The 25,411-nt window shown below is 65.6% G+C and carries 27 protein-coding genes and 1 tRNA gene; 10 read left to right on the top strand and 18 right to left on the bottom strand.

The features are described from left to right. Positions 1-51: 51 nt before the first annotated feature. Positions 52-654, top strand: a complete 603-nt coding sequence (locus tag CGU34_RS00600) for a type IV toxin-antitoxin system AbiEi family antitoxin (RefSeq protein ID WP_100812922.1) — start codon at positions 52-54, stop codon at positions 652-654. Here CGU34_RS00600 and CGU34_RS00595 read toward each other — a convergent pair. The 11 genes from CGU34_RS00595 to pdxS all read right to left on the bottom strand — a co-directional run bounded on the left by CGU34_RS00595 (position 633) and on the right by pdxS (position 11,495). Further along, a complete protein-coding gene (locus CGU34_RS00595; protein WP_100812921.1) occupies positions 633-2,888 on the bottom strand; it encodes a RelA/SpoT family protein in 2,256 nt (751 codons plus the stop codon). The genes CGU34_RS00600 and CGU34_RS00595 overlap by 22 nt on opposite strands. A 103-nt stretch (positions 2,889-2,991) precedes the next feature. Next, positions 2,992-3,981, bottom strand: a complete 990-nt coding sequence (secF, locus tag CGU34_RS00590) for a protein translocase subunit SecF (RefSeq protein ID WP_100812920.1) — start codon at positions 3,979-3,981, stop codon at positions 2,992-2,994. Further along, entirely contained in the window at positions 3,981-5,699 is a 1,719-nt protein-coding gene (gene secD / locus CGU34_RS00585; protein WP_036296077.1) for a protein translocase subunit SecD, read from the bottom strand. The genes secF and secD overlap by 1 nt, the downstream gene beginning before the upstream one ends. Before the next feature lie 46 nt (positions 5,700-5,745). Next, positions 5,746-6,192 (bottom strand): preprotein translocase subunit YajC, encoded by a 447-nt coding sequence (locus CGU34_RS00580; protein ID WP_036296080.1) that lies wholly within the window; start codon positions 6,190-6,192, stop codon positions 5,746-5,748. A 75-nt stretch (positions 6,193-6,267) separates the two neighbouring features. Then, the gene (gene ruvB, locus CGU34_RS00575) at positions 6,268-7,311 is read right to left on the bottom strand and encodes a Holliday junction branch migration DNA helicase RuvB (RefSeq protein ID WP_198517635.1); all 1,044 of its coding nucleotides are present in this window, start codon (positions 7,309-7,311) and stop codon (positions 6,268-6,270) included. After that, positions 7,304-7,924 carry a Holliday junction branch migration protein RuvA gene (gene ruvA, locus CGU34_RS00570; protein ID WP_100812919.1) on the bottom strand — a complete coding sequence of 207 codons (621 nt, stop codon included), beginning with the start codon at positions 7,922-7,924 and terminating at the stop codon, positions 7,304-7,306. The genes ruvB and ruvA overlap by 8 nt, the downstream gene beginning before the upstream one ends. A 78-nt stretch (positions 7,925-8,002) precedes the next feature. After that, a complete protein-coding gene (gene ruvC, locus CGU34_RS00565; RefSeq protein ID WP_036296085.1) occupies positions 8,003-8,578 on the bottom strand; it encodes a crossover junction endodeoxyribonuclease RuvC in 576 nt (191 codons plus the stop codon). 47 nt (positions 8,579-8,625) lie between these two features. Next, positions 8,626-9,384 (bottom strand): YebC/PmpR family DNA-binding transcriptional regulator, encoded by a 759-nt coding sequence (locus CGU34_RS00560; RefSeq protein ID WP_036296088.1) that lies wholly within the window; start codon positions 9,382-9,384, stop codon positions 8,626-8,628. 55 nt (positions 9,385-9,439) lie between these two features. After that, the gene (locus CGU34_RS00555; protein ID WP_036296091.1) at positions 9,440-9,964 is read right to left on the bottom strand and encodes a DUF1697 domain-containing protein; all 525 of its coding nucleotides are present in this window, start codon (positions 9,962-9,964) and stop codon (positions 9,440-9,442) included. 33 nt (positions 9,965-9,997) lie between these two features. Beyond that, positions 9,998-10,594: a pyridoxal 5'-phosphate synthase glutaminase subunit PdxT gene (pdxT, locus tag CGU34_RS00550; protein WP_100812918.1), complete on the bottom strand. Its 597-nt coding sequence runs from the start codon at positions 10,592-10,594 to the stop codon at positions 9,998-10,000. A gap of 10 nt (positions 10,595-10,604) precedes the next feature. Continuing rightward, positions 10,605-11,495: a pyridoxal 5'-phosphate synthase lyase subunit PdxS gene (pdxS, locus tag CGU34_RS00545; protein WP_036296097.1), complete on the bottom strand. Its 891-nt coding sequence runs from the start codon at positions 11,493-11,495 to the stop codon at positions 10,605-10,607. A gap of 104 nt (positions 11,496-11,599) precedes the next feature. On the opposite strand from pdxS, the gene CGU34_RS00540 reads away from it, so the two are divergent. Next, the gene (locus CGU34_RS00540) at positions 11,600-12,937 is read left to right on the top strand and encodes an aminotransferase class I/II-fold pyridoxal phosphate-dependent enzyme (protein ID WP_036296099.1); all 1,338 of its coding nucleotides are present in this window, start codon (positions 11,600-11,602) and stop codon (positions 12,935-12,937) included. A gap of 7 nt (positions 12,938-12,944) precedes the next feature. Further along, complete coding sequence (gene pdxY, locus CGU34_RS00535; protein ID WP_036296102.1) at positions 12,945-13,796, top strand: pyridoxal kinase PdxY; 852 nt, start codon at positions 12,945-12,947, stop codon at positions 13,794-13,796. Between the two features lie 8 nt (positions 13,797-13,804). On the opposite strand, the gene CGU34_RS00530 is transcribed toward pdxY, so the two are convergent. The 6 genes from CGU34_RS00530 to CGU34_RS00505 form a co-directional block, all read right to left on the bottom strand. Next, positions 13,805-14,209 carry a type II toxin-antitoxin system VapC family toxin gene (locus CGU34_RS00530; protein ID WP_036296105.1) on the bottom strand — a complete coding sequence of 135 codons (405 nt, stop codon included), beginning with the start codon at positions 14,207-14,209 and terminating at the stop codon, positions 13,805-13,807. Then, positions 14,206-14,433, bottom strand: coding sequence for a FitA-like ribbon-helix-helix domain-containing protein (locus CGU34_RS00525; RefSeq protein WP_036296108.1), 228 nt, complete (start codon positions 14,431-14,433; stop codon positions 14,206-14,208). The genes CGU34_RS00530 and CGU34_RS00525 overlap by 4 nt, the downstream gene beginning before the upstream one ends. A 7-nt stretch (positions 14,434-14,440) precedes the next feature. After that, positions 14,441-14,905, bottom strand: coding sequence for a hypothetical protein (locus CGU34_RS00520; protein ID WP_036296111.1), 465 nt, complete (start codon positions 14,903-14,905; stop codon positions 14,441-14,443). An 87-nt stretch (positions 14,906-14,992) separates the two neighbouring features. Beyond that, positions 14,993-15,553 (bottom strand): HIT family protein, encoded by a 561-nt coding sequence (locus CGU34_RS00515; protein ID WP_036296114.1) that lies wholly within the window; start codon positions 15,551-15,553, stop codon positions 14,993-14,995. Next, positions 15,550-17,595 carry a threonine--tRNA ligase gene (gene thrS, locus CGU34_RS00510; RefSeq protein WP_370651800.1) on the bottom strand — a complete coding sequence of 682 codons (2,046 nt, stop codon included), beginning with the start codon at positions 17,593-17,595 and terminating at the stop codon, positions 15,550-15,552. The genes CGU34_RS00515 and thrS overlap by 4 nt, the downstream gene beginning before the upstream one ends. A gap of 214 nt (positions 17,596-17,809) precedes the next feature. Then, positions 17,810-18,895 carry a hypothetical protein gene (locus tag CGU34_RS00505; protein WP_051513011.1) on the bottom strand — a complete coding sequence of 362 codons (1,086 nt, stop codon included), beginning with the start codon at positions 18,893-18,895 and terminating at the stop codon, positions 17,810-17,812. 121 nt (positions 18,896-19,016) lie between these two features. Between CGU34_RS00505 and CGU34_RS00500 the strand changes: the two genes are divergently transcribed. From CGU34_RS00500 to CGU34_RS00465, 7 genes are all read left to right on the top strand, one after another. Next, positions 19,017-20,168 (top strand): SLC13 family permease, encoded by a 1,152-nt coding sequence (locus CGU34_RS00500; protein ID WP_100812917.1) that lies wholly within the window; start codon positions 19,017-19,019, stop codon positions 20,166-20,168. Between the two features lie 346 nt (positions 20,169-20,514). After that, positions 20,515-20,955 carry a hypothetical protein gene (locus tag CGU34_RS00495; RefSeq protein WP_198517634.1) on the top strand — a complete coding sequence of 147 codons (441 nt, stop codon included), beginning with the start codon at positions 20,515-20,517 and terminating at the stop codon, positions 20,953-20,955. 118 nt (positions 20,956-21,073) lie between these two features. Further along, positions 21,074-22,108 (top strand): tyrosine-type recombinase/integrase, encoded by a 1,035-nt coding sequence (locus CGU34_RS00490; RefSeq protein WP_157811173.1) that lies wholly within the window; start codon positions 21,074-21,076, stop codon positions 22,106-22,108. A 92-nt stretch (positions 22,109-22,200) separates the two neighbouring features. Then, positions 22,201-22,755 carry a hypothetical protein gene (locus CGU34_RS00485; protein ID WP_100812914.1) on the top strand — a complete coding sequence of 185 codons (555 nt, stop codon included), beginning with the start codon at positions 22,201-22,203 and terminating at the stop codon, positions 22,753-22,755. Next, positions 22,752-23,024 carry a hypothetical protein gene (locus tag CGU34_RS00480; RefSeq protein ID WP_100812913.1) on the top strand — a complete coding sequence of 91 codons (273 nt, stop codon included), beginning with the start codon at positions 22,752-22,754 and terminating at the stop codon, positions 23,022-23,024. Before CGU34_RS00485 ends, CGU34_RS00480 begins: the two co-directional genes overlap by 4 nt. A gap of 394 nt (positions 23,025-23,418) precedes the next feature. Next, positions 23,419-23,814 carry a hypothetical protein gene (locus CGU34_RS00470; protein WP_198517633.1) on the top strand — a complete coding sequence of 132 codons (396 nt, stop codon included), beginning with the start codon at positions 23,419-23,421 and terminating at the stop codon, positions 23,812-23,814. A gap of 79 nt (positions 23,815-23,893) precedes the next feature. Beyond that, positions 23,894-23,966 (top strand) — tRNA-Arg (locus tag CGU34_RS00465). An 85-nt stretch (positions 23,967-24,051) separates the two neighbouring features. Here CGU34_RS00465 and CGU34_RS00460 read toward each other — a convergent pair. After that, on the bottom strand, positions 24,052-25,293 hold the full coding sequence (locus tag CGU34_RS00460; RefSeq protein WP_100809640.1) for an IS256 family transposase: 1,242 nt from the start codon (positions 25,291-25,293) through the stop codon (positions 24,052-24,054). Positions 25,294-25,411 lie beyond the last annotated feature (118 nt).

Raw genomic sequence — 25,411 nt, 5'->3', positions numbered from 1 at the left:
ATATGCCCGCGTCAGCCGTGGGCACACGGGGCGTGCGATTCAATCGATCGCATGCTCTGGCCTCTGATCTACCTTCCCGGTGAGCGGCTCTCGGTAGCCGAACTCTCGGCCGCACGGCTCGACGGCGACGTCGTCGAAATCGGCGAGGGATACATGCCGGCGGACGCCATCGAGAGCACAGCCACGCGCGCAGCCTCGTTGCGGTCGATCTGCGGGTCCCGCCTCGTCGTCGGCCTGTGGAGTGCCGCCTGGGTCTACGGCGTCCTCCCCGACCCACCGTCGCGGCACAGCGTCATGCGCGGCGCCGCGCATCGAGTTGGAAACCTCATCGACCGGCGGGCGATCTTCCACGACGTGGGCGTCGAAGAGCAAGACGTGGCGGATGTCGAGGGCGTGCTCGTCACGTCACCGCTACGCACCTTGATCGATGTTGCCCGGCGCATCCGCGAGCCCGAACATCGCGAGCGCGCCACCTCCGTCGTCGTCGCGCTGATCGAGGCAGGCCTGGTAGATCCTCGGGAGGCGATCACACGAATGGATACCGTCAAGCGTCTTCCGGGTTCGAAGCACGCGCGGCGGGAAATCGCCGCTCACCTCGAGGGGATCCGTGAGCAGGCGGCTAATCTGCCTCGTCAACCGGTCGTGACGCGGTAGACGTCGTAGACGGCGTCGATCCGGCGCACGGCATTCAGCACACGATCGAGGTGCACGATGTCGCCCATCTCGAAGACGAATTTGCTGAGCGCGAGCCGCTCGTGGGTGGTCGCGACCGTCGCCGACAGGATGTTGACGTGATGCTCAGTCAGCACGCGCGTCACGTCCGAGAGCAGACCCGAACGATCCAGTGCCTCGACCTGGATCTGCACCAGGAAGATGCCCTTGGGCGTAGGCGCCCACGAGACCTCGATCATGCGGTCGGGATCCGCGGTCAGCGCGTCGACGTTGGGGCAGTCGGTACGGTGCACCGAGACTCCACTGCCCCGCGTCACGAAACCGACGATGTCGTCGCCAGGCACCGGCGTGCAGCACTTGGCCAGTTTGACCAGGATGTCGGCGGCACCGCGCACGAGAACACCCGTGTCGTTCGACCGCGGCGTGCGCGGCCGACCCAGGTGCGGAAGTTCGACGGGACCGGTCGAAGTGTCTTCCTCGGTCGCGACGAGGGCCGTGACCTTCTCGATGACGGACTGCGTCGAGACGTGCCCCTCGCCGACGGCGGCGTAGAGCGCCGAGACATCCTCATAACGCAGCTGGTGCGCGACTTCGCCGAACGAATCCTGGTTCATCAGGCGTTGCAGGGGCAGGTTCTGCCGCCGCATCGCGCGGGCGATGGCTTCCTTGCCCTGCTCGACAGCCTCTTCGCGGCGCTCCTTCGTGAACCATCCGCGGATCTTGTTGCGCGCACGGGTGCTCTTGACGAAGCTCAGCCAGTCCTGGCTCGGCCCGGCATCGGGGTTCTTGGATGTGAACACCTCGACGACATCACCGGACGACAGGGAGGAGTCGAGGGGCACGAGGCGCCCGTTCACCTTGGCCCCCATGGTGCGGTGACCGACCTCGGTGTGCACGGCGTAGGCGAAGTCGACCGGGGTCGCCTCGGCCGGCAGACCGATGACGCGACCCTTCGGTGTGAAGACGTAGACCTCTTTCGCACCGATCTCGTAGCGCAGGGAGTCGAGGAACTCGCCCGGATCGGCGGTTTCGGCTTGCCAGTCCGAGATATGAGCGAGCCACGCCATATCGGCGTCCTGGGCCTTCGGATCGGCCTTGCCCCCGTTGATGCGCTCCTTGTACTTCCAGTGCGCCGCAACACCGTATTCGGCCTGCTGGTGCATCTCGTTGGTACGGATCTGGATCTCGACCGTGCGGCCACCCGGACCGATAACGGTCGTGTGGAGCGACTGGTAGAGATTGAATTTCGGGGTCGCGATGTAGTCCTTGAAGCGCCCCGGGATCGGCGTCCAGCGCGCGTGGATGGCACCGAGCACCGCGTAGCAGTCCCGCACCGTCGAGACGAGGACGCGGATGCCGATCAGATCGTAGATGTCGTCGAACTCACGTCCGCGAACGACCATCTTCTGGTACACCGAATAGAGCTGCTTCGGGCGTCCCGCGACCCTTCCGCGGATCCGCAGTTCTCGCAGGTCTTCCTCGACCGAGCCGATGACGTTGTCGACGTACTCTTCGCGCTGTGGTGTGCGCTGCTTGACGAGGCTTTCGATCTCGGCGTAGAGCTTGGGATGCAGCACCGCGAACGACAAGTCTTCGAGTTCGGCCTTGATTGCCTGTATACCGAGCCGGTGCGCCAGCGGGGCGTAGATCTCGAGGGTCTCGGTGGCCTTCTTGTGCGCCTTCGCGGGCGGCACGAAACCCCAGGTGCGCGCGTTGTGCAGGCGGTCGGCCAGCTTGATGACGAGCACCCGGATGTCCTTGGACATCGCCACAATCATCTTGCGGACGGTCTCGGCCTGCGCCGCATCGCCGTACTTGACCTTGTCGAGCTTGGTGACACCGTCGACGAGCATCGAGACTTCGTCGCCGAAGTCGGCCGAGAGCTGATCGAGGCTGTACGCGGTGTCTTCGACGGTGTCGTGCAGGAGCGCGGCAGCGATCGCCTTCGGTCCGAGGCCGAGCTCGGCGAGGATCTGCGACACCGCAACCGGATGCGTGATGTAGGGCTCGCCGCTCTGGCGCAGCTGGCCCTGATGCGCGCGCTCAGCGACGACGTATGCGCGCTCGATCAGGGCGAAGTCACCCTTGGGGTGGTTGGCACGCACGGTGCGGATGAGGTGTTCGACCCCGCCGCGACGTGTCGAACGCGAAAAGATCCGGGGAACCAGCCGTCGAAGGCTCGAAGTCTGCGGCGCCGTGGGCAGGATTTCGGTCATACCGTGCCCTCCCCCGCCTCGATAAAGCGGTGTGGCACCACCCCGCTGGATCGGACCATCCTACGCCCGCGCGCGGGACGGCTCGGCGGCATCGGTGTGGTGCTCAGCTGTCCACCGCGGCGAGTTCCCGGGCCGCGCGGACGCGCTCGTCGCGCTCACGCAGCTGCGGCTCGCCCTCGCGGAACAGCGAGTACAGGGGCGCGGCGACGAACAGTGTCGAGTACGCCGCGACGACGATGCCCACGGTGATCGAGAGTGAGATGTCGCTGAGCGTGTCGGCGCCCAGCCACAGCGCACCGATGAAGAGAATCGCCGCAACCGGCAGGACCGCAACGATGGACGTGTTGATCGAGCGCACCAGGGTCTGGTTGACGGCCAGGTTGACGGACTCGCCGAACGTGCGCCCCGTGGTGAGGCCGTCCTCCGTCGTGTTCTCTCGAATCTTGTCGAACACGACCGTGGTGTCGTAGAGCGAATAACCCAGAATCGTGAGGAATCCGATCACCGCCGCGGGCGATATCTCGAAACCGGCCAGTGCGTAGACACCGACCGTGATGATGAGCACGTCAACGAGCCCGATGATCGCGGCGGCGGACATCTTCCACGTGCGGAAGTAGATCGCCATGATCAGGAAGGTCAGCGCGAGGAAGATCGCGAGCCCCCAGAGGGACTGTCGCGTGACGTCCTGACCCCACGTCGGGCCGATGAACGATGTCGTGACCTCTTCAGTCGGCACGTCGTAGGCCGTCGCAAGGGCAGCGCTCACCGCAAGCGTGTCGTCCGCGCTCATCTGGTCCGTCTGAACGCGGATGGCCGTGCCACCGATCGTGGTGACTTTCGTCGTCGCCTCGGGGACGACCGTGTGCACGGCGTCCGTCGCGATGAGCTGGTCGGGCGCCTCGAGGCCCGAGACCGTGAACTGCGACCCACCGGTGAACTCGATGGAGAACTGCGGGGGCTTGACCAGCAGGCCCAGCGCCGAGCCGATCACCAACACGATCGCGACGATGAACCACAGTCGACGTCGCGGGACGAAGGGTACGGAGAGTTTGCCCGTGTAGAGGTCGTTGCCGAACTGGCTCATGGAGCGCATCAGTCGTTCCCTCCCGGGTTCTTCGGAGCGGGTTTGAACGAGGCGGCGATCTCCGCCTGCTTGCGTTCCGCGATCGTCTGTCGTCGCTCCGCCTCACCACGTGAACGCGCGAGACGCTTGGCCTTCGTGCCCTCGCTTACCACCGGCGCGCGGAACTCGGAGCGGCTGTGGTAGACCGCGCCCAGCGCCGTCGGATCGAGGCCGGAGAGCGGATGCCCCTGGCCGAAGAAGCGCGTGCGGGCAAGCAGCTGCATGACCGGGTGCGTGAAGATCACGAAGATCAAAATGTCGATCAGGGTGGTGAGGCCGAGCGTGAAGGCGAAGCCCTTGACCGTGGCGTCGGCCAGGATGTACAGCACGACGGCGGCCAGGATGTTGATCGACTTCGAGATGTAGATCGTGCGTTTGGCTCGCGCCCAGCCATCCTCGACGGCACCCGTGATGCTCTTGCCGTCGCGCAGCTCGTCGCGTATTCGCTCGAAGTACACGATGAACGAGTCGGCCGTGAACCCGATGGTGACGATCAACCCCGCGACACCGGCGAGCGACAGACGGAAGCCCATGCGCCACGACAGGATGCAGAGCATCACGTAGGTCAGCACGCCCATCACGATGAGCGAGGCGATGATGACGAAGCCGAGTGCTCGGTACGAGATCAGGGAGTACAGGGCGACGAGAGCCAGGCCGATGAGGCCCGCGATCAGGCCGATCTGTAGCTGCTGCGAACCGAGGGTCGCCGAGATGGTGTCGGAGCTGACGACCGTGAAGCTCAGCGGCAGTGCACCGTACTTCAGCTGATCCGCGAGGGCCTGCGAGCTCTCCTGATCGAAGTTTCCGGTGATGCTCGGGCGGCCGTCGAGGATCAGGCCGTTCATCGACGGCGCCGAGATGACATCGCCGTCGAGCACGAACGCGAACTGGTTCAGGGGTGCGGTCGCACCGTACAGCCGCTGGCTGACCTCACCGAAGATTTCGGTGCCTTCGGCGTCCAGCGTGAGCTGAACCGACCACTGGTTGTTGGTCGTGTCGAGACCGAACGTCGCATCGTCGATGGCCGTGCCATCGATCTCGACGGGTCCGAGGATGTACTTGACGCTGCCGTCCGTCTCGCACGTGATGAGCGGCTGGTCGGCCGGGGCGTTCGCGGGGTCGTTGTTCTCGTCGGCGCAGTTGTACGCCAGGAACTCGGCCTGCAATGCGGGCGTGACCCAGTTGGGGTCGCTGGCGTTCGATGGCTCTGCGGTGGGCGTGGCCTCGAGCGACGGGTCCGGAGTCGGATACGGCGTCGCTTCGCCGTCCTCGCCGACGAACTCGGTGGCCGGGCTCCCGGTGTAGATGACGGGGCGCAGCTGAAGCTGCGCGCTCGCCTGGATACGCTCGCGTGTTTCTTCGTCGGCTGTGCCCGGAATCTGCACGACGATGTTGCGCCCGCCCTCGGTCGCAACATCGGCCTCACCGACACCCGAGGCATCCACGCGCTGGCGCATGATCGTGACAGCCTGCTCGAGCTGCTCGCTGGACGGCGCGGCGCCATCCTCGGTCTGCGCCTCGAGGATGATCTGCGTACCGCCCTGCAGATCGAGCGCAAGCTCGGGCGCCCAGGTGCTCTGTTGGAACACGTACACGCCGAGCGCGTTGACGCCGAACAGGATGCCGATGATCGCCAGCAGGCCGATCAAGGCCCGCCAGGCATGGCGGACAGGTGAAGAAGTCGCCACCAGGGCTCAGCTTTCTCGAAGAAAAAAGGGGGCCACGCGGGGCAGGTCAGGCCTCGGGGTTGTTCTTACGCTCCGCCGCGCGCTGGTCGGACTCGGCCTGGGCACGCAGCTCGGCCTTGTGGTCGTCGCTCAGCGACGAGATCTCGCCGTCTGCAACGCCCGCGATGTACTCGGCCTCGGAAGCTTCGGCTTCGATGAACTCGTCTTCGGAGACAACGCCCTCGGCCGGGTCGACGACGCGCAGGATCGCCTGGCTGTGCACCTTGATCTCGACGCCGGGGGCGATCTCGATCAGAGCAGGCTGGTCGAGGTTCTCGGGGTCGAACTCGACGATCGTGCCGTACAGGCCGCCCTGCAGCAGGACCTCGGCGCCGGGGATCGTCTGACGCGCCTTCTCAGCCTGCTCGACCTTGGCCCGCTGCATCCGTCGACGCGAATTCCAGAACATGAAGCCGAGCAAGCCGACCAGGACGACGATGAGCAGGATGTCCATGAAGAAAGGTGCCTTTCGGGGGCGCACGGCGCGATTGAGGGCATACGGCAAGAGAGGCGCGTAAGCCTTCAGCGATTATAGGTCATCGAGTCTGAGCGCGCCCTGCGACTGCGGTGCACCGAGATGGGCGTAGGCCGCGGGTGTCGCGACACGACCCCGGGGTGTCCTGCCGAGGAAGCCGATGCGAACGAGATAGGGCTCGACGACGCTTTCGACGGTCTCGGATTCTTCCCCGACCGCGATGGCCAAAGTGCTGAGACCGACGGGCCCGCCGCCGAAGCGGAAGACGAGAGCATCGAGCACGGCGCGGTCGAGACGATCAAGACCGATCGAGTCCACATCGTACAGCTCGAGAGCGGACCGCACCGCGGCGAGGTCGCCCTCTTCCGAGTGCACCAGCATGAAGTCGCGCACGCGCCGCAGCAGCCTGTTCGCGATTCGGGGTGTCCCGCGCGAACGCAGCGCGATCTCTGCCCGAGCCTCGGGGCTGAGGTCGACGCCCAGCATGCTCGACGAACGCCCGATGACGCGTTCGAGGTCCGAGGCCTCATAGAACTCAAGATGTCCGGTGAAGCCGAACCGATCCCGGAGGGGGTTCGGCAACAAGCCCGACCGTGTCGTTGCGCCCACCAGGGTGAACGGCGCCAGATCCAACGGGATGCTCGTGGCTCCGGCACCCTTCCCGACCATGATGTCGATCCGGAAATCCTCCATGGCGAGGTAGAGCATCTCTTCCGCAGACCGAGCCATCCGATGGATCTCGTCGATGAAGAGGACCTCGCCGGGTGTCAGGCTCGACAACAGAGCAGCCAGATCGCCGGCGTGTTGAATCGCGGGGCCGCTCGAGAGGCGGAGTGGCCGCTGGCTCTCGTGCGCGACGATCATGGCCAGCGTCGTCTTACCGAGACCGGGCGGGCCCGACAGCAGGATGTGGTCGGCTGGACGCTGCTGCATGCGCGCGGCATCGAGCAGGAGCTGCAGCTGACCGCGCACCTTCGGCTGGCCGACGAAATCGGCTAGCGACCCGGGCCTCAGGGCGCCCTCGATGGCGAGTTCGGATTCTTCGGCCACCGGGTCGACCTCGCGGAACGCGTCGTCGCCCGATGCAGCGTCAGCCACGGGTACTCCCCTGGCGTGCGGGTCCGAGTGCGGCGAGCGTCACGCGCAGAAGCGCCGACACGCTCGCACGATCGGCTTCCGTTGCCTCTTCGGCGGCCGTGGTGACGGCCTCGGTGGCGACACGCTCCTGCCAGCCGAGCCCGACGAGTGCCTGTGCAACCTGGGTCAAGACGTCCGAACTGGGTGCCGAGAATGCGGGCAAACGCGACGCGACGGGCGCGATCTTGCCCGACAACTGCAGGACGATGAGCTTGGCAGTCTTGGGGCCGATGCCCGAGACCTTCCGGAAGGGGGCGTCGTCTTCCGCATGCACGGCTTCGGCAATGCGCTCGGCGGTCAGCTGTGACAGGACGCCGAGAGCGGATTTCGGGCCGACACCGGTGACCTGCAGGAGCAGCGAGAACAGCTCGAGCTCTTCCCGCGACTCGAATCCGAAGAGCGACAGCGAATCCTCGCGGACGATCAGGCTCGTGTGCAGCGCGAGGGTCTGGCCCGCGTGAGCCGTGCGCGCGACATCGACGGGAACCGCGACGCTCAGGCCCACACCGCCGACCTCGATCACAACGGAGTCAACAGCGGCATGCAGCACGACGCCGCGCAGTGACGAGATCATGTGGAGATCTTAGTTCGGATCATCGTAGGTATGTTCGAGCGACACGCAGCACCCGAGACAGGTGCTGTCGACCGACGGCTAACGGGATGGGCGGACGAGGCGTTCTGCGTCGGCCCATGCACGCTGGGCGGGTGTCAACGGCGTCGTACCCGGCCCAGCAACCGCGCCGCCGGAACGCCACGCATGACAGAGAGCCAGGGCCAAGGCATCCGCCGCGTCCGCCGGCTGCGGAAGGGCATCCAGCCGCAGCACCCGCGCGACCATCGTCTGGACCTGACGCTTGTCGGCCGAGCCGTACCCCGTGATCGCGGCCTTGACCTCGCTCGGCGTATGGGTCTCGGCGGGCAGACCATGCTCGGCGGCCAACAGCAGGGCAACTCCACTCGCCTGCGCCGTACCCATCACCGTCCGCACGTTGTGCTGGGCGAAAACGCGTTCGACGGCCACGACATCGGGGCTGTGCTCGACGAGCACCGCCCGGATCCCCGCGGCGATGACGGCGAGGCGCTCCGGCAACGGCATATCCGGCGACGATCGGATGACGCCGACGTGGACGAGTCGACCCGATCGGTCCGGTGCGACATCCACGACGCCCACGCCGCAGCGTGTCAGCCCGGGGTCGATGCCGAGCACGCGGAGGGATCGGGTGCGCACTCCCCCCACGCTAGGCGTGCGGGCCGACGCTGGCGCCGAGGCGCGCCCTACTCGTCGTTCTCGAGCTCGGCCTGCACCTCGGCGGTCAGATCGAAATTCGAGTAGACGTTCTGCACGTCGTCGCTGTCTTCCAGCGCATCGATCAGGCGGAACACCTTGCGTGCGGTGTCCGCGTCGACCTCGACCTTGAGGCTCGGCACGAACTCGACATCGGCCGATTCGTAGTCGATCCCGGCGTCCTGCAACGCGGAGCGGACCTTCACGAGGTCGGTGGCCTCGGTGATGACACCGAAACCATCGCCGTGCGGCTCGATCTCTTCCGCGCCGGCGTCGAGAACGGCGAGCATCACGTCGTCCTCGCTCGCGCTCTCGGACGAGACGACGATGACGCCCTTGCGGTGGAAGTTGTACGCGACGCTGCCCGGGTCGGCCATGGTGCCGCCGTTGCGCGTCATGGCTGTGCGCACTTCGGCCGCCGCACGGTTCTTGTTGTCGGTCAGACACTCGATCAGCAGCGCGACGCCGTTCGGGGCGTAGCCCTCGTACATGATCGTCGTGTACTCGATCGACTCGCCGGTGAGACCCGCGCCACGCTTGATGGCGCGGTCGATGTTGTCGTTCGGGACAGAAGTCTTCTTCGCCTTCTGGACCGCGTCGACCAGTGTCGGGTTGCCCGACATGTCGGCGCCGCCCATCTTGGCGGCGACTTCGATGTTCTTGATGAGTTTGGCGAACGACTTGGCACGGCGCGAATCGATGATCGCCTTCTTGTGCTTGGTCGTGGCCCACTTGGAATGGCCGGACATTCATCCAGTTTACGACGGCGACCGATCTCGCACCGAACGCCGCGGCGGTCGAGGGTTAGGCGACGATCTTCTGCAGCGTTCGCAGATTGCGGTTCGTCGTCCTGGCCTTGTAGGTGGTCCGGGCGATCACCTTCGCGAACGGAGTGTCCGTGGAGCTGCCCTTGGCTGGGCACCAATAGACGACTCCGGGGCCGGGCGCGACAGGATCGGCGTGGGATTTCAGGGACGCCGCGGCATCCGTCAGCTCGTCGCGTGTCGCGTCATCGACGCAGAAGATCACCCAGGGCTGTCGTGTGCCGTCGTCCGCGTCGAACGGAAAGGATGCGATGGCCGCTTCGATATCCGAGCGTCCAACCAGGACGATCCAGGCGTCGTAGCCGAATCGTTCCCCGAGCGCGGCCTCGATCGCCGGCTTCAGATCTTCGTGCGATCGCGCCGACCGGAACGCCGCGTTGCCGCTGGCGAGAAAGGTGCGCACGTCCTCGAGGCCCATCCGCGTCAGAAGCTCTCGCAGATCGACGCTGCGGATCGAGATCCCACCGACGTTCACCCCGCGTAGCAACGCCACCCATTCGGTCACGTCGTCACCCTAACCTCGGTCCCCGACATCCGCTCAGGCCGTGGCGCGCACGCTTTCGAGGAAAAGCTGGTGAAAGCGGTGTTCACCCGTCACCTCGGGGTGAAAAGCGGTGCCGATCAGTGCGCGCTGGCGGACCGCGACAACACGGCCGTCGTCGAGCGTCGCCAGTGATTCGACATCCGGACCGCACTGTTCGACAAGCGGTGCGCGGATGAAGACGGCGTGCACGGGCGGGTCGCCCAGCGCCGGCACATCGAGGTCCGTCTCGAACGACTCCGTCTGCCCACCGAACGCGTTCCGGCGCACCGTCACGTCGAGACCCCCGAACGTCTCTTGCCCGACGATGCCGTCCGTGATGCGGTCGGCGAGCAGGATCAGACCGGCACACGTCCCATACATCGGCATCCCGGCGGCTATCGCGTCACGGATCGGATGCTGCATCCCGAACGCCCGCGAAAGCTTGTCGATCGCGCTCGACTCGCCGCCGGGCAGCACGAGTCCGTCGACGGAAGAGAGCTCGACCGGCCGGCGCACGAGCTGCACCTCGGCTCCGAGGTCAGTCAGCACCCGCGCATGCTCGCGTACGTCACCCTGGATCGCCAGCACGCCGACGCGAAGACGACCGCCCATGAACGAGGTTCTACCAGCCGCGCTCGGCGAGACGGTGCGGGGCCGGCAGGTCGGACACGTTGATCCCGACCATGGCTTCACCCAGCCCGCGCGAGACATCCGCGATGACCTGTGCGTCGTCGTAGAACGTCGTCGCCTTCACGATCGCGGCCGCTCGCTCCGCCGGGTTGCCGGACTTGAAGATGCCGGACCCGACGAATACGCCGTCCGCACCGAGCTGCATCATCATCGCCGCGTCGGCGGGTGTTGCGACCCCACCGGCGACAAACAGCACGACGGGCAGCTTGCCGGTCTCGGCTACCTCGGCGACGAGGTCGTATGGCGCCTGCAGCTCCTTGGCCGCGACGTACAGTTCGTCCTTCGTCATGGCACGCAGGCGGTTGATCTCGCCCGAGATCGTGCGGATGTGCTTGGTTGCCTCCGAGACGTCGCCCGTGCCGGCCTCGCCCTTCGAGCGGATCATCGCGGCACCCTCGGTGATGCGACGGAGCGCCTCGCCGAGGTTCGTCGCACCGCAGACGAAGGGAACGGTGTAGCCCCACTTGTCGATGTGGTTGACATAGTCGGCGGGTGAGAGCACCTCGGATTCGTCGATGTAGTCGACGCCCAGCTGCTGCAGGACCTGCGCCTCGACGAAGTGCCCGATGCGGGCCTTCGCCATGACCGGGATGGAGACCGCGGCGATGATGCTGTCGATCATGTCCGGGTCGCTCATGCGCGACACGCCGCCCTGGGCGCGAATGTCGGCCGGTACGCGCTCGAGTGCCATGACGGCGACCGCTCCCGCATCCTCGGCGATCTTCGCCTGCTCGACGTTGACGACGTCCATGATGACGCCACCCTTGAGCATCTCGGCGAGGCCGCGCTTGACGCGTGACGAACCGGTGGTGGGAGAGGTCACAGGGGGGATCCTTTCGCTGTGCAACCGGACGGATCGGGTACCGCCCGCTTTGGCATAGGCCAAAAGATAGCATGAGCTTGATACGGTCGATGCTCGAACAGAGGATGCAGGTGACACAACGGATCAGTGGCGGCTCGGCAACCGAGATCGCCGACAGTGTTCGCGCCCTGCTCGAGCGCTCGGACCTCGCACCGGGCGACCTGCTCCCGCCCGTGCGGACGCTCGCCGATGAGCTCGGCGTCAATCGCAACACGGTCATGGCCGCCTATCGCCAGCTCGCCGGCGCGGGTCTGATCATCACGCGGGGTCGCGCGGGCACACGTGTCGTCGAACGATCCCCCGTCGCGCAGGAGGGGTTCGCCGAGCGCGGCTCGCTACGTGATGTCGGCACGGGCAATCCCGATCCGCGCTTCATCCCCGATCCGTCCGCGGCACTGTCCGCGATGGCCGGGCGTCCGGTCCTCTACGGCGAGCCCGTGATCGATCCAGGCCTTGCGGCATGGGGCGGCGCCTGGATGCGTGGCGACCTCGGTGATCGTCCGCACCGGTTGACCGTCACGAGTGGTGCGGTGGACGCGGTCGAGCGCATCTTGGCGCAGGCGCTGACCCGCGATGACGCCGTGGCGCTCGAGGACCCGTGCTTCCTGGCAAGCATCCATACGGTGCGGCTCGGCGGCTACCGCGCCGTGCCCGTGCCGATGGATGACCAGGGGATGACGGTCGAGGGCCTTCGCGCTGCGCTCGAGCAGGGCGTGCGCGCCGTGGTCTGCACACCCCGCGCGCAGAACCCGACCGGCGCGAGCCTCAGCGCCGAGCGCGCGGAACAGCTGCGCGCGGTGCTCGCCGAGCATCCGTACGTCCTGATCATCGAGGATGATCATTTCTCCCTGCTCTCGAACCAGCCCTTCCACTCGCTGGTCGGGCCAGAGCATCGGCGCTTTGCGCTCGTCCGCTCGGTGTCGAAGTTCCTCGGGCCCGACATGTGTCTCGCGATCGTCGCGTCAGACCCGCACACCGCCGATCGTCTCGCGCTGCGGTTGAGTCCCGGCACCACATGGGTCAGTCATCTGCTGCAGCGTCTGGTCCTGTCACTCGTGACGGATGAGAAGGCACGCGAGACCATCACCGCGGCAGCGTCGCACTATGCCGAGCGGAACGCCGCGTTCGCGCACCGGCTGAGGGCCGTCGGCCTCTCCTGCGCAGACACGGACGGCCTTAACCTCTGGGTGCCGTTACCGATGCCGGCAGCACGCGTCGCGGCGGGAATGCAGGAGCGCGGATGGCTCGTCCGCACCGGCGACGAGTTCGTGCTGGGCGATCCGGCGGCCGCACGGCACCTGCGTCTCACCGTGCACGACCTGCCCGATGAGGACGCTCAACGACTGGCAGCCGACCTCGGCGCGGCCGTACGCGAGCTCTCCGACAACGATGAAATGGGATGATCGTCCGATGAAGGTGCTCTCCATCCAGTCCGCCGTCGCCTACGGTCACGTCGGCAACTCCGCCGCAGTGTTCCCCCTGCAACGCATCGGAGTGGAGGTTTTGCCCGTCTACACGGTGAACTTCTCCAACCACACCGGCTACGGCGCATGGCGCGGGCCGCTGATCAGCCCCGACGACGTGCGCGACGTGATCCTCGGCATCGAAGAACGCGGAGTCTTCCCGCAGATCGACGCCGTGCTGTCGGGCTACCAGGGCGGCGAGGGCATCGGCGACGTGATCCTCGACGCCGTGGCGCGCGTGAAGGCCGCGAATCCCGACGCGATGTACGCGTGCGACCCGGTGATGGGAAACGCGAAGTCCGGATGCTTCGTCGCCCCGGCGATTCCCGTGTTGCTGCGTGAGCGCGTCGTTCCTGCTGCCGACCTCATCACGCCGAACCAGTTCGAGCTGGGATTCTTGACCGGTACGGAACCGGACACGCTGGAATCAACCCTCGATGCGGCGGACCTTGCTCGCGCGATGGGACCGCGCACGGTCCTCGTGACGAGCGTCGAGCGCCCCGATCGCGAGCCCGGCACGATCGAGATGCTCGTCGTGAACGACTTCGGTGCCTGGATCGTCCAGACCCCGCTGCTCCCGATGAAGGCAAACGGCTCGGGCGATGTGACGGCCGCGCTGTTCACGGCGCACTACCTCCGCACCGACGACGCGGCTGACGCGCTCGCACGCACGGTGTCAAGCGTCTTCGACCTGCTGCAGCGCACCCACGAGTCGGGCGAGCGCGAGCTGCAGCTCGTCGAGTCGCAGGAGTTCTACGCAAACCCGCGGCTGCAGTTCGAGGTCACCCGCGTCCGCTGACGTCGATTTCACCGCCGCGAGGTGAGCGCCTCGATTTCACACCGGGGCCCGGGAGCGAGCGCGAGTCGTTGATCCGCGGTGAGCAACGAACAACCGAGCACCTCGGCGAGGGCGACGTAGACGGCATCGTACGGGGTGACATTGCGTCTCAGGTCGATCACTCGGCTCATGAGCTGGCGCATCGGCATCCGTTCGATCCCAACAGCGGCGAGATCTTCGATCGCCAGAGCGAGGCGTTCCTCGTCGAGATCGCCCGCAAGCCACCTTCGACGAAAAACCGATGCCACTTCCACATCGATGAGTTCCGGCGCGACAAGTCGGTTTTCGGAGAGGAGGCGGGCGCGTGCTCGTTCCCCGTCATCCGAATCGTCGGCGAGAGCATTGGCCAACACACTCGCATCGACGACGATCAATCTGCGCGTCCAGCCGTGAGATCGTCTACCGCCTGCTGCAGGCCGACCTTGCCGGTCGTTCGCGCAGATATCCGAGTGAAAACCGATTCCAGAGTTGGTGTTTCCGCGAGTCGCACCAGCTCTCCCGTCAGGAACTGCTGCAGAGACTGGCCCCGTTCAGAGGCGCGAAGGGTCAACTCGCGATGAACGGACTCGGGCAGATCTCGGATCAACACGTTGGCCATGCTTGCATTATGCATGCATGGCGCTCGAACCGGGAGTCGTGGTTGCTACCTCAACCGTGACAGTCGGGTACTGCTCGGAACCAACGTAGGTGGCGAATGTCTTCATCGGCCCGGTAGCTGACCAGTACTCGTTGCCGATGAAATAGCAGCCCATGTGGTGCAGCCCGCGTTCAGCCGCTTTGGCGCGAAGCATCCGATCAAACGGATAGGCGTCGAGCGAATAGTCGAGCGATGTGTTCACCGACTCAAGCACAACGGCAAGGTAGCGCACCATGTCCGAGTCGACAGTGTTCAACACCTCGTCGACCCACTCTTCGGGGTGGGCCCACCGATCACCGAAGACGTCGGCCACCCCGTAGAACCACCAATGGTGGTCGCCGAACACGACAAACTGACGATCACCGCTTCCGAGATCATCCGGCCAGCGCAGCCGAGCGAGCGAAAGAAAGTCCCAACCTGAGTCGATGATCATTCGCACACGCTACGGAGCAATGCTCGCCCTGGGAGCTGCGTGGCTCCAGGAAAGGAAATGTGACCGCGCGGTCGTCCTGTGGAGGAGTCAAATACTCCAGGCATCCGCGATCGCCCGGCGTACGTCGCCGAGCAACTGCGGAAGCGCCTTCGTGCGCGCGATGATCGGGAAGAAGTTCGCATCCGTCGCCCACCGCGGAACGATGTGCTGGTGCAGGTGCCCCTCGACGCCGGCTCCCGCGACGCGGCCCTGATTCATGCCGATGTTGAAGCCGTCGCACTTCGACACCTCTCGCAGCACCCGCATACCGGTCTGCGTGAGCGCGGCGATCTCGTCGACCTCTTCACGAGTCGCCTCGTCGTAGAGACCGACGTGACGGTACGGGCACACCAGGAGGTGACCGGAGTTGTACGGGAACAGGTTCAGCAGAACGTAGGCGGTCTTGCCGCGAGCGACGATGAGCCCGTCTTCGTCGCTCATCTGGGGTGCGGCGTCAAACGGGCAATCGAGGCGCAGGGGCTCAGGGCCCGCTTGGATGTATGCCATCCGGTGCGGGGTCCAGAGCCGCTGGAACTCATCGGGCACGCCCGCGAGCTCGGATGCCGCAATCAGCTCCGGCTCGCCTGCGCCCGAGAAGGGATCCGTCACGCGAGGTCCTCGGCCGTAGACACCTGCACGTGCGAAGCGATGGCCGCGACGATCCGCTCGATCGCCTCATCCACCGGCACACCGTTCGTCTGGGTGCCGTCACGGAAGCGGAACGAGACGGTGCCGCCCGCGCGATCCGCTTCGCCGACGATCAACTGCACCGGGACCTTTGCGGTCGTGTGCGTGCGGATCTTCTTCTGCATCCGGTCGTCCGAATTGTCGACCTCGGCGCGCACGTCCCTCTCGCGCAGTCGGGCGATCACGTCTTCGAGATACGGCGCATAATCCTCGGCGACAGGGATGCCGACGACCTGCACCGGCGACAGCCAGAGCGGGAAGGCGCCGGCGTAGTGCTCGAGCAGGATCGCGAAGAAACGCTCGATCGATCCGAACAGTGCCCGGTGAATCATGATCGGACGGTGCTTTTCGCCATCGGGCCCGGTGTACTCCAGGTCGAAGCGGTCGGGCAGGTTGGGATCGACCTGGACGGTCGAAAGCTGCCAGGTGCGGCCGATCGCATCCTTCGTCTTGAGGTCGATCTTGGGGCCGTAGAACGCCGCCTCACCGGGAACCTCGGTCAGCTTGAGCCCACTTGCGAGGGCGACGTTTCGCAGCGCGTTCGTCGAGTAGTCCCAGAACTCCTCGGTGCCGATCCACTTCGAGCTCTCGTCATCGCGCATCGACAGCTCGAGTTCGAAGTCATCGAGACCGAAGTCCCGCAGCATCGAGATGACGAAATCGAGCACGCGGGTCACTTCGGACTCGAGCTGCTCGGGAGTCACGAAAAGGTGCGAGTCGTCTTGGGTGAAGCCCCGTACGCGGGTCAGCCCGTGCAGCGCGCCCGAGAGCTCATTGCGGTAGACCGTTCCGTTCTCGGCCAGGCGCATGGGCAGGTCGCGGTAGCTCCGCGCACGCTCCTTGTAGATCAGGATGTGCATCGGGCAATTCATGGGCTTGAGGTAGTAGTCGGTGCCCTGCTTGGTCACCTGACCCTCGTCGTCACGCTCCTCGTCCATGCGGATCGGCGGGAACATGCCCTCGCGGTACGTCACGAGGTGGTTGGACTGCAAAAACAGGTCCTGCTTGGAGATGTGCGGGGTGTACACGTAGGTGTACCCGCCCGCGATGTGTCGGCGCCGGGCGTGCTGTTCCATCTCGCCCCGGATGATGCCGCCCTTCGGGTGCCACACCGACAGGCCCGAGCCGATCTCGTCGGGGAACGAGAACAGGTCGAGCTCTTTGCCGAGCTTGCGGTGGTCGCGCTTCGCGGCCTCGGCCAGGCGCTCCTGATAGGAGCGAAGCTCGTCCTTGGTCGGCCACGCGGTGCCGTAGATGCGCTGCAGCTGCGGGTTCTTCTCGCTCCCCCGCCAGTACGCCGCAGCGATGCGGGTGAGCTCCCAGCCGTTCCCGACCATGCGGGTGCCCGGCACGTGGGGGCCGCGGCAGAGGTCCTTCCAGACGGTCACGCCATCGCGGTCGACGTTGTCGTAGATCGTCAGCTCGCCGGCACCGACCTCGACGCTCGCGCCGTCAGCGGCGAGCCCCCCGGTCGCTGAGCTTGTCGAAGCGCTCTTCAGGTCGATCAGTTCGAGCTTGAACGGTTCCGATGCGAGTTCCGCCCGAGCCTCGTCATCCGTCACCACGCGACGCACGAAGCGCTGACTCTCACGAACGATGCGCTGCATCTCTTTCGTGATGGCCTTGATCTTCTCGGGGGTGAACGGCTCGGCTACGCCGAAGTCGTAGTAGAAGCCGTCCTCGATCGGCGGACCGATGCCGAGGTTCGCCTGCGGGTCGATGCGCTGCACCGCCTGAGCGAGCACGTGAGCCGTCGAGTGACGCAGGATCGACAGACCGTCGGGGCTGTCGATCCTGACGGGCTCGACGGCGTCCGTCTCCGATACCTGCGTCGCGAGGTCCTTCAGCTCACCGTTGACGCGAAGCGCCACGACCGATCGGTCGGGGAACAGCGCGAAGCCGTCGGCGGGATAGGACACGTCGGTAGAAGGGGCGTCGTCGATCGAGGGGACGGCGTCGGTCACGGGAACTCTCCAGGTGGCTCGGATTCCAGGCTACTCAGCTTCGGACGCCGCGCGTCCCGCCCGCTCAGGCGTTCCGCGTTCGCCCGTCGCGGTGCGCGCGGACGCGGGCAGCGGCGTGGAATTCCATCCCGCGATTCTACCGGCCCGAAAGACTCCGTTCCGCGGACGAGCCTCTACACGGACCGACGGCTCGGTCAGCCGAGCGAGAAGTGACTCAGCGGAACATCATCTTCTCGTACAGCGTCCGTCCCGTGACGTGGTCTTTCAGGTCGACCAGATCGATCTCCAGATCCAGGTCGGCGTTGAAGTCGTAATACATCGGATGCGCCCCCGCGTGCAGCAGCGCCGAGAGACCGTGTCGGGGCACGGACATGTCGAGCGACTCGATGAGAGTCGGGTTCGTCACGGTCATCGCGATGCGGCCGCGATCGCTCTCCCACGTCCACTCGAGTCGCTCGGGGTACGACTGGTGTCCAGGGCCCGGGACATCCCCGCTCGTCACCAAGCGCAACGGCAGCAGGTCGTCCGTGATGACGGTGTCGCCCTTCGCGAGAAAAAAGGTCGGGATGTTCATCTCGCCGAGCCCCAGCAGGCCCTTCGTCGTCATCCGCACGTACACGATCGTGTACTCGCCGACGTGGGCACGGCCCCAGAACCAGTGGTCGAGGAACGACCCCATGAGGTGGTTGCCCCAGTTGTGGTCGTGGTAGGCGCTCCCCGTCGTCTCAGTCGTCGTGCCGCCCTCGGTGATGCGGGCGGTCACCGTGCCATAGGGCACCGGGACAACCCAGGCGAGGTAGTGGGTGCGCTTCGAGTCGAAGTAGGTGATCCCGGCGCCGGGCCGCCATGACGGCGCCGCCCGGGTGATCGTCACATCGGCGACGATGTCTTCGACCTCGAGGTGCATGTCGTAGGTGTCGAGGTCACCGGTCACGGAGCTCTTGCCGATCCGCACGTCGCAGCGGTCGGTCGCGGCACTGAACTGGTCGGCCGGGAACGACGGCGCAAGGTGGCGGCGCGTGCCGTCCGGAAGCTGTCGGATCACGAGCAGCGTCGGCGTGAGCGGACCGGATGGGTCGGTGTGCGGCTTGTTCGAGAAGGTCACGACGAGCGTGGAGCCGTCGTCGAGCTGGCAGTCGAAGTACCACCACTCGAAGGTGCTGTCCGCGGTCGCTGCGGCGCGGTATCCGTCCTCCCAGACCGCGACGGTATCGCCGAGGCCGAGCGCGGCCATGTTCTCTTTCTGGGATACGGCAAGGCTGTCGCGAAAGGCGACGGTGTCGGGAAGGTTGTGGGCCATGGTCATCCTCTATTCGGGTTCGGATGCGTGAACGACCACAAGCTATCGTTCGACGCCGACGCGGTAAAGATCCGACGCGGGGCGGGACGCCTCCGTTTCGCCGAGGCAGCAAGATGGACCTGTGAAGCTCGCGATCATCGGCGCCGTCTTGCTCGGCGTCGGTGCCGTGGCCGTCATGACCGGTGTGCTGCCTGCCTCAGACGCGTTCGAGATCTTCGACCGTGTGTGGCCGATCCTGCTGTTCGTGATGGCCGTCACGGTAGTCGCCGAACTAGCTTCCATCGCCGGAGTATTCGATATCGCGGCATCCGTCCTCGCGCGCCTCGGTCGGGGGCGGACGTGGGTGCTCTGGTTCCTCGTCGTTGCGCTCGCCGTCGTCGCAACCGCGTTCCTGTCACTCGACACGACGGCGGTGCTGCTGACCCCGGTCATCATTTCGATCGCCCGTGCGCGGCGCCTGGATCCCCTGCCGTTCGCTTTTGCAACGGTGTGGTTGGCGAATACCGCTTCGCTCGTCCTGCCGGTCTCGAACCTCACCAACCTGCTGGCCGTGCACCGGCTGGGCGAGGCCGACACGGTCACCTTCGTCGCGCTTCTCGGACCTTCGGCTCTGGTTGCGATCGTCGCATCCGTCGTGCTGTTGGGTCTGTGCTTCTTCCGAGGCCTCCGTGGACGGTACGGCGATGCTCCCCCACCCCGCGTTCACGATCGTCCACTCTTGATCACGGCAGGAATCGTCGTCGCCGTGTTACTTCCCCTGCTGGTCTCGGGACTCGAGCCCTGGATTCCGGCGGTCGCGGCAGCCGTCGTTCTCAGCGCGATCTTTTTGTGGCGATCGCCGCGGACGATGCGGGTGGGACTCGTGCCATGGCAGCTCGTGCTGTTCGCCTCAGGTCTGTTCCTGACCGTCGGTGCCATCGAGGCGTTGGGCTCGGCGGCGGTTTTCGGCGCGCTGACGGGTACCGGCGAGGACTTGTTCTCGCTCTGGCGGGTCGCTGGCATCGGGATGCTCGGGGCGAACGTCATCAACAACCTGCCCGCGTATCTCGCGCTCGAGTCCGCCGCCGGATCCCCCGTGCGCCTTGCCGCGCTCTTGATCGGCGTCAACGCCGGTCCGTTGATCACGCCGTGGGCGTCACTCGCGACCTTGCTCTGGCACCAGCGACTGCACGCGCTCGGGGTGGACGTGCCCTGGCGCCGCTACGTCGTGCTCGGCCTGGTGGGCGCGCCGGTCATCGTGGGGCTCGCAGTCATCCCGCTCGCCCTCCGCTAACCGGCCGCATCACCACCCCGCTCGGCTTTCGTCCGACTCCGGCGTCGACCTGTCACGAAACGTCGTATCTTCGGCCTCGATAGAGCAGTTTGTGACAGCTCGACGACTCCGGCCGGTAGCGGCCACATGTGCATGGAAAACGAAAACCCCGGCTGAACCGGGGTTTTCTGGAGTGCGCGATACTGGGATCGAAACTGTATCCAGACTACTGGGCAGATCGTTGACTTCACGCGTTTTTGGCGCGGTATTGCGCGGATCTCGCAAGAGAATGTTAAGGTCACTGGGAGACGTTGAAGGACACAACGGGACACGAGATATTGCCCGGTATTGCCCAGGAGGCAGGTTGATGACCCGAAAGAAGAAGGTCCCCCGCGGTAACCCCGCGGCGAGAGTGATTGTCTACCACTACACCCACGAGAGTCACATGCCCAGCATCCTTCAGAGCGGTGTTATCCGCCTCACTGAGTCGAACGTGTCGTTCGAGAAGGCTCACGCCGGCCCGGACGTGGTTTGGCTTACGACGGATCCGGAACTATTGGGATCCGTGTCAAGCGGGCTGCGCTACGCATCCGGCGATTCGAAGGCGCAGGTACGCATCACGGTCAGCTTGCCGCGCCACGAGGTCCATACGTGGGGCGAGTGGGCGCGGAAGCATGGCAGCTCTGAGCGCGCACTCACTACGCTCGCCGCGGCGGGCGGGGCATCCAAGTGGCGGGTTATCGAGCGCCCGATCGAAAGACACGAGTGGGTAAGCGTCGACCGGGCTTCCGATGGCCGTAGCAAGTAAGCGGCGCAAGCGCCGTGAATCCTTCGGCGCGATCCGACAGCGGTCCTCCGGGCGCTACCAGGCCTCCTATGTCGGGCCCGATGGGGAACGCCACAACGCTCCCCAAACGTTCGACACGATGACGGACGCGCGTGGGTGGCTCGCGATCCAGCAGGGCCGGATCCTCGACGGGTCGTGGTCCTCGATGGACACCGTTCGTGCGGAGCAGTCCAAGCTGGGACGCGGTGTGACGTTCGCGGAGTACGCGGAGGACTGGGTATCGACCCGGACTAACCGTCATGGCGATCACCTCCGCCCCCGCACCGCGGCCGAGTATCGACGCCTCATCAATGGGTCGCTGAAGCCGTTCGCCGAAGTGCGACTAACGAGCATCTCCCCCGAACAAGTCCGAACTTGGTACTCGAGCATTGTCACAGCCGGAACCAAGACTCAGGCCGCGCGCGCCTATGAGCTTCTCAAGTCGATCATGACCACCGCCGTGAATGACGGACGCGTAAAGACAAACCCCTGCCAGATTCGCGGAGCCGCTTCAGCGTCTACGGGCAGGAAGATCGAGCCACCCACCGCTCAGGAACTCCAGCAGATCATGGACGCGATCGCGCCTCGATACAAGGCGGCGGTTGCGATCGCGGCATGGTCAGGCGTCCGCTTCGGTGAGCTCACCGAACTACGCCGCAGAGACATCGAGATCCTGGCAGACGAGGGAACGACCCGCGCAATCGCGGTCAACGTCTCGCGCGCAGTCACTCACGTTTCCGGGCAGGGGTTCATCGTCGGCGCGACAAAGTCCGAAGCGGGAGTTCGGACCATCGTTTTGCCGCCGCACGTCAACGAGATCGTGGAAACCCACCTACGCGAACACGTTGGGCGCTCCGCTGACGCGCTCCTCTTCCCTTCGGCCGACGGGACTGGGCACCTCGCGCAGTCTGCGTTCTATAAGCACTGGGCGCCGGCCCGAGCGGCCGCAGGGCGTTCTGACATGCCATGGCACGCGCTTCGACACTACGGAGCAACCAGAGCCGCTCTCGCTGGCGCAACGCTGAAGGAATTGCAGGCCCGGCTCGGGCACTCCACCGTCGTCGCGGCGATGCGCTATCAGCACACGGCAGGCCGTGACGAAGAACTCGCGAAACGCATGTCCGAACTCGCGTAAATACTTCCCTCATCCGAGGGCAAGAAAGAGCCCCCTCCGAGCTGGCACTCGGCGGGGGCAGATCATCACAACCATCGAGGAAGAAGACGACCATGACCATCATGTCACCCGCCGTACGAGGACGCAGTCTCGCCGCAATGCAGCTACAGGAAGCCCGGATACGCGCTGAACTCACATACGAAGACATGGGCGAGCGCTACCACGCGTGGTGGCACGCATGGTGGCTCGCAAACCTTTGGCGGGCGGACGAGCTCGACGCCAGAGAATTGAACAGGTGCCTCACGCATCATTGCCGGGACCACCGCGAGCAGGGCCCGCGAACAATGCGACGGCTCGAACGCCTCACCCAAACTACATACGACAAGAACCCGCGCAAATGGTCGGGTGATCTCAGGACGTTTAGGTTTCTCGCAGAAGTCGCACACGCCGACGCAGACATCGAGGACGTGTTCGAAGCCTGCTTCGTGGAGGTCACCCGCGCTCGCGCAGCCGAGATGAAACGACGAGGCGAAGAGCGAATGCGGCTCGCCCAGGACCTCGCGGATCACGTCCGATCCGGGCGAGTGGATCAGCTGTCGCAGAATGACGACTACATCGAAGCCATCGCGCTGCGCATTCTCGCCGCAGACCGGAAGGCCGCAGCATGAGCGCCTGCGTGGTCTCGTGGTGCACTCGCGATCACGACCCGGAGGAAGACGCTGGCTTCCCTGAGTGGCACCAGAAGAAGATCGAGATCGGTGATTACGAGACGATCAACCTGGACGTCGAAGGCGGTGTCCCGCGCATGTATTGGCACGTCGGAGTTGAGGAGGTCTGGACCGACGACGACGGGTCCGTCGATTCGTTCATCGAGTTGCGTGACGAGATCGACCGCATGATCGCCGAATGGGTGGCATTCAGGCGGGTGGCTGGCTGATGGTGAGCATCACTCCGCGGACGCATCCGAGCGGGAACGTGACATGGCGGGTGCAGTTCCGAATCGATGGTCGTCTCACGGAGCGCCGCTTCCCTACGCGCGATTTGGCTCGGGCGTGGTTCTACGGCGGAAACATCGCGACGATCGACGCGAAGCCCCAGGCGAAGCACGCATCGTCGGAAGTCATGGAGGAACTGGAGTTCTTCCTGTCGCTCGGTGAGGCTCCAAACGCAGTGTGTAACGCGCTCCGCATGTCGCCTTCCGCTGTACAGAGGGCATGTTTTCGGGCAGGCCGACCGGACCTAGCACGCCGCGTGGAGGTCTGCTGATGCGGTCCGTCGCGACAAGCAGAAGGCCATGAAGTCGACTGGCCTGTCGTCTTCGCAATCAAGATATGGAAGCCCTCGCCGTTGACTTACGTGACGAGGGCCAGTCTCGAAAGGAACAAACAGTCATGACAACCACGATCCTCCGCCCTGAGGGGTGGACCGACGAAGATCTTGCCTACCGTCCTGAGGTCGTCGCGAACGCGCCGGCATGGTGCAATCACATCGATGTTCAGTTCGAAACGGACGGGACCATGGCTATCGCTTATGACCTCCTGCAGGGCGCCGTCGAGATTGGGGCCGCGGCGGAAGGGGTAAACGGGCGTGTGACGCGGAATGATGGCGGCGAGACAATCCTCTTCTTCAAAGACGAGATCGTTGTCACCCCCGAGTCGCTCAGGCAGTTCGCCGCGGACTTCCTTGCCGCGGCTGACGCCCTCGAGCGTGGTGATGCTCGCACGTGACGGCAAATTGCTGCGTGACAACCAAATCACGCATGGGCCCCGACAAGATGGCGACAGGACCTGACGGGGCCCACCTCCTCCGCGTGTAGCTCAATGGATAGAGCGCCGGCCTTCTAATCCGGTTGTTGCAGGTTCGAATCCTGCCGCGCGGACTCCCGACACGCCGTTGGATCTGTCCACTGGGGTCAAGTCCTGGGACGTGGTGTATCGGTGATCGTGTGATCCCTCGTGTCGAGGTCAGGCTGTGAGGGCCCGAAGGTCGGGTTCGATCACCTCCTCTGTGGTGGGTTCGCCGACGCGGCGTGCGGCGGCGAGGGCGTCGAGGCCGAGGTAGCGGCGTTGCTCGGCCCACTCGTCGTGTTGCTCGGCGAGGACGGCGCCGACGAGCCGGATGATCGCGTCGCGGTTCGGGAAGATGCCCACGACGTCGGTGCGGCGGCGGATCTCCCGGTTGAGGCGTTCGTTCGGATTGTTGGACCAGATCTGCCGCCAGATGCTCTTCGGGAACGCGGTGAACGCGAGGATCTCCTCACGTGCGGCCTCGAGGTGCTCGAACGACCTGGGGAGCTTGTGCTCGAGCGCGTCCAGGACGCGGTCGAACTGGGCGTGCACGGACTCCGCGTCGGGCTGGTCGAAAACCGTGCCCAGCAGGGTCTTCACCCATGGCCACGAGGACTTTGGGGTCACGCTCATCAGGTTCGCCGCGTAGTGGGTTCTGCACCTCTGCCAGGACCCGCCGACGGTCGCGCCGATCGCTGCGACCAGACCTGCGTGTGCGTCGGACGTGACGAGCTTCACGCCGGTCAGGCCTCTCGCGACGAGGTCGCGCCAGAACGTCAGCCAGCCGGCGCCGTCTTCGGTCGAGTTGACTTGCAGACCGAGGATCTCGCGGTAGCCGTCGGCGTTCACGCCGGTCGCGACCAGCACCGCGACCTTCACGACCCGGCCGCCCTCGCGGACCTTCATGGTGAGCGCGTCGGCGGCGACGAACGAGTACGGGCCGGCGTCCAACGGCCGGGTGCGGAACGCGGTCACCTGCTCGTCAAGGTCGCGCGCCATCTCCGACACCTGCGACTTCGACAGCCCGGTGATCCCGAGGGTCTTCACCAGGTCATCCATCCGACGGGTGGACACGCCGAGGAGGTAGCTGGTCGCGACCACGGTGGTCAGTGCGGCCTCCGCGCGGCGGCGGCGTTCCAGCAGCCACTCCGGGAAGTAGGTGCCCTGCCGGAGCTTGGGGATCTTCACGTCGATGGTCCCGGCGCGGGTGTCGAAGTCGCGGTGGCGGTAACCGTTGCGACGGTTCACCCTGTCGTCGCTGATCGTGCCGTAAGCGGCGCCGCAGATCTGGTCCGCGTCCGCGGATAGCAGCTGGTTGATGAACGTGCCGAGCATCTCCCGCAGCAGATCGGGAGACGCCTGCGCGAGGTGGTCTTCGAGGAAGCGGGCAGGGTCGATATCGTGGGGTGAGACGGTCATCGTCGGGGTCCTTTCGAGATGGATGTGAAGAGTTCTCTCGAAGGATCACGCGGTGACCGTCGCTACGTCCGCAGCGACACGGTCACCCGATCCGTACACCACCTTGCCGGACGCCACC

The sequence above is a fragment of the Microbacterium lacus genome (genome assembly GCF_002812805.1).
Lineage (GTDB): Bacteria > Actinomycetota > Actinomycetes > Actinomycetales > Microbacteriaceae > Microbacterium > Microbacterium lacus_A.
This window is presented reverse-complemented; position numbering and strand designations above follow the sequence as displayed.